General features: G+C 56.6%; 4 protein-coding genes and 1 pseudogene. 3 read left to right on the top strand and 2 right to left on the bottom strand.

Annotated elements, in window-relative coordinates; genetic code table 11:
- Positions 1 to 75: 75 nt before the first annotated feature.
- Positions 76 to 603, top strand: a pseudogene (locus OKC30_RS20215) (cation:dicarboxylate symporter family transporter); the annotation flags it as partial.
- 78 nt (positions 604 to 681) lie between these two features.
- On the opposite strand, the gene grcA reads toward OKC30_RS20215, so the two are convergent.
- Entirely contained in the window at positions 682 to 1,062 is a 381-nt protein-coding gene (gene grcA / locus OKC30_RS20210) for an autonomous glycyl radical cofactor GrcA (protein ID WP_010673855.1), read from the bottom strand.
- Between the two features lie 614 nt (positions 1,063 to 1,676).
- On the opposite strand from grcA, the gene ung reads away from it, so the two are divergent.
- Together ung and OKC30_RS20200 are read left to right on the top strand one after the other, a co-directional pair.
- Entirely contained in the window at positions 1,677 to 2,357 is a 681-nt protein-coding gene (ung, locus tag OKC30_RS20205) for a uracil-DNA glycosylase (protein ID WP_048207174.1), read from the top strand.
- 160 nt (positions 2,358 to 2,517) lie between these two features.
- On the top strand, positions 2,518 to 3,063 hold the full coding sequence (locus OKC30_RS20200; RefSeq protein WP_041212588.1) for a hemerythrin domain-containing protein: 546 nt from the start codon (positions 2,518 to 2,520) through the stop codon (positions 3,061 to 3,063).
- A gap of 96 nt (positions 3,064 to 3,159) precedes the next feature.
- Here OKC30_RS20200 and OKC30_RS20195 read toward each other — a convergent pair whose 3' ends face one another.
- Positions 3,160 to 3,339 carry a DUF3545 family protein gene (locus OKC30_RS20195; RefSeq protein ID WP_010673858.1) on the bottom strand — a complete coding sequence of 60 codons (180 nt, stop codon included), beginning with the start codon at positions 3,337 to 3,339 and terminating at the stop codon, positions 3,160 to 3,162.
- Between the last annotated feature and the right edge of the window lie 146 nt (positions 3,340 to 3,485).

The following is a 3,485-nucleotide window of genomic DNA, read 5'->3' as shown; positions in this document are numbered from 1 at the left end:
GATCTCGCACCTCGATAACTGTACGTAAGATCAGTATAGTTCGTGGTAACTGACTGCTAATCATGGGTAATCAGGATTGCCTATATCCGGGAAGAGCTGTTGATCGTGCTCGGAACATCCTCATCGGAATCCGTATTGCCGCGCATGCTGATGAAAATGGAGGCGCTGGGCTGCAAAAAGTCAGTGGTGGGTCTGGTGATCCCGACCGGTTACTCATTCAACCTGGACGGCACCTCCATCTATCTGACCATGGCCGCCGTCTTCATCGCCCAGGCGACCAACACCCCGCTGGACCTGTTCCATCAGCTCACCCTGCTGGTGGTGCTGCTTATCTCCTCCAAGGGGGCGGCCGGAGTCACGGGGAGTGGCTTCATCGTGCTGGCAGCCACCATCTCGGCGGTAGGGCATCTGCCGCTGGCCGGGCTGGCGCTGATCCTCGGGATTGATCGCTTCATGTCGGAGGCGCGCGCCCTGACCAACCTCATCGGCAACGGGGTGGCGACCCTGGTGGTAGCTCGTTACTGCGATCAGCTCGACGAGGCCACCATGCAGGACGCCCTGGCGAAACCCGTGGTGGCAAGGCCGGTGGACCTGCGAAGCTGACCCAGGTTCCGGCGGCGATCATCACCCATGAAAAAACGGCCCGAGGGGGCCGTTTTTTATCTCTTTACGCAGGGCGCCTTACAGGCTCTGGGTGAAGGTGCGGGTGACCACGTCACGCTGCTGCTCCGGGGTCAGGGCGTTGAAACGCACGGCGTAACCGGAGACGCGGATGGTCAGCTGCGGGTATTTTTCCGGGTTGGCGATGGCGTCTTCCAGGGTTTCGCGGCGCAGTACGTTGACGTTCAGGTGCTGACCCCCTTCGACCACAGGCTCTTGCTGAACCGGCAGTTCACGGTATTCGAATTGACCCAGGTCGGAGAGGCTGACTTCCTGATCGGCGGCAAAGCTGTCGCCCTTGGCGCAGATGCAGCGAGCCTGTTGTTTCTCTTCGTCCAGCAGCCAGAAAGAGTTCAGCAGAGCGGCGTTGGCGGACTGGGTGATTTGGATGCCCTTGATCATGGTATGACTCCTCATAGGAAAGCGGATTCAACGGTAAGCACATTACCCTGATGTTTTTAAACCACCTCTTGGAAGGAATGATTTAACGGGGCCTTGCCTTACACCTTTACTTCGTTGGGGCCATATATACCACGACGGTAATATTACGAAAATTGATCCAAATCAATAAAACCCCATTTTGCGTGCATTGAAAGGGATTAAATCATTGAGTTGAATCAAAAACAGATCATTTTTCTGTTTTTGTAAGATATATGAATTATGCATTTTTTATTATTATTATCTAGTAATTTAACTACACCTTTAGGGTTTATTTCTGGCGTCAGAGAAAATCGGCCTGCCCATGAGGCTTGTCCGAAGGACGTCCTGTTATTCCTGTGTCGACGCAGTACCGGTCATTGCCCGTGAACGCCGCCGCCACTTCCCAGGCTGGCAAGGCTGAGCCTGACCTCCATGCGGTTGCGTCTTGGGGGCGAGGACCCTATCCTGAGCCCCTTGCTCTATTGACCGAGGAGATAGCGGTGCCAAGCTGGACAGAAGGCGGGGAGTGGGGAGAGGGAGAGGCTGGCATGCCAGCCAGGATGGAAGGAGTGGATTCGCAACGAGAGGAGACGGGTGTGCTGACCTGGAAAGATGTGATTGGTTCGGAGAAAGAGCAGGCGTATTTCATGGACACCCTGGCCACCGTCAGGGCCGAGCGGGAGGCGGGCAAGGTGATCTATCCCCCGGCGACCGAGGTATTCAATGCCTTCAAACTGACCGAGCTGGATGACGTCAAGGTGGTGATCCTGGGGCAGGATCCCTATCACGGCCCGGACCAGGCGCACGGCCTCTGCTTCTCCGTCTTGCCCGGAGTGCGCACGCCGCCGTCCCTCGTCAACATCTACAAGGAGATGCAGCGGGATCTGCCGGGTTTTGTCACACCCCATCACGGATTCCTGGAATCCTGGGCCAGACAGGGAGTGCTGCTGCTCAATACGGTGCTGACGGTACAGGCGGGCATGGCGCACTCTCACGCCCACCTGGGGTGGGAGACCTTTACCGATCGGGTCATCGAGCGGATCAATGCCCATTGCCAGGGAGTTGTCTTCCTGCTGTGGGGCGCTCATGCCCAGAAGAAAGGGCGCTTCATCGACCGGTCGCGCCACCATGTGCTGAGCGCCCCCCATCCCAGCCCGCTCTCTGCCCATCGCGGTTTCATCGGTTGCGGCCACTTCTCCGAGGCCAATCGCCTGCTGGTCCAGCAAGGACGCAGTCCCATCGACTGGCTCTCGGTCTGCGCCGATCCAGCGGCCTGACGCCGTGCATGCACAGGGGAAATGGTCTCCCCTGTGCCTCCTGTGGTGAGAGGCTGGTGCAGCCGCTGTCTGCATACGACTTGATTGAGTGCAAAGTTCAGGCAATAAATGACCGTATACTCGAGACAGACGTTTTCTCATTTCAGTGCAAGGAGTGCCCATGTTATCCAGTCTGCATAAGGACCACCTCAACATCACCCGGTTGCTGACGCTGCTCAAGCAAAAGCTGGCGGCCATTCGCAATGAGCAGCCGGTGAGCTACTTCCTGCTGCGGGATGTGGTGGATTATCTGCGCGAGGTATCCGACAAGTATCACCACCCGAAGGAAGACATGATTTATGACTACTACCTGAAATACAGGGTGGTGGAGGGGGAGGTGGCCAACCGGCTGCACGAGGAGCACGCCCGTCTGCTGGATGCAGGGACCGAGCTCAAGGAGATGGTGGAGATGATCCTGATGGACGCGGTCATCCCGCTGGATCAGTTCGTGGCCCGTCTGGAGCAGTTCATCGAGCAGCAGGAGGCGCACATGAACTATGAGGAAGGGGTCATCTTCCCCCATCTGCGCGACTCCCTGACCGAGGATGACTGGCGTCATCTCGAACAGCTCTGGCAGAACCGGGCCATCAATGATCCCCTGTTCGGGGCGGAGGTGAGCCAGCACTTCCAGGCGCTGGCCAAACAGCTCTCGCTGCCTGCAGCCTGACAGGAGGTTCACCCATAAAAACAGCGCCCCGGTCAATCCGGGGCGCTGTTTTTATGGCTCCACTCGCTGGAGTGAAACATGGGCGATGTGGGCGTATCAGAGCTCCAGGTCGTCCGATCCTTCATAGGCGATGTCGATGGCCTGCAGCTCCTTTTGCAGGCGGTGCTTGTCTTTAAGCGCCTCAATCTCACGCCATTTGCGTTTTTTTCCCGTTGTCCCGCGGCTACGTGAACCCAGCTCAACGACCTCGTCAAAATCGAAGTTGAACATGTCCATGGCTCCCTCCTTGGTTTTATGGTTTTCACCATCCGTATAACACGACGCCTTTGAAAATAAAACGTTTTTATACCAATCAGATTAAAGATGTGATCTAATTGCTCTATTCTGGTTTCACTGTACTCAGTATGTCCGATCCAATCGAT

Source organism: Aeromonas sp. QDB18 (assembly GCF_027705325.1).
GTDB lineage: Bacteria > Pseudomonadota > Gammaproteobacteria > Enterobacterales > Aeromonadaceae > Aeromonas > Aeromonas caviae.
Note: the sequence above shows the minus strand (reverse complement) of the source record. Positions and strands in the feature narration are given on the sequence as shown.

Coding starts and splice junctions, on each gene's coding strand:
- grcA (WP_010673855.1), bottom strand. CDS start 1,062: ATGATCAAGGGCATCCAAATCACCCAGTCCGCCAACGCCGCTCTGCTG.
- OKC30_RS20200 (WP_041212588.1), top strand. CDS start 2,518: ATGTTATCCAGTCTGCATAAGGACCACCTCAACATCACCCGGTTGCTG.
- OKC30_RS20195 (WP_010673858.1), bottom strand. CDS start 3,339: ATGGACATGTTCAACTTCGATTTTGACGAGGTCGTTGAGCTGGGTTCA.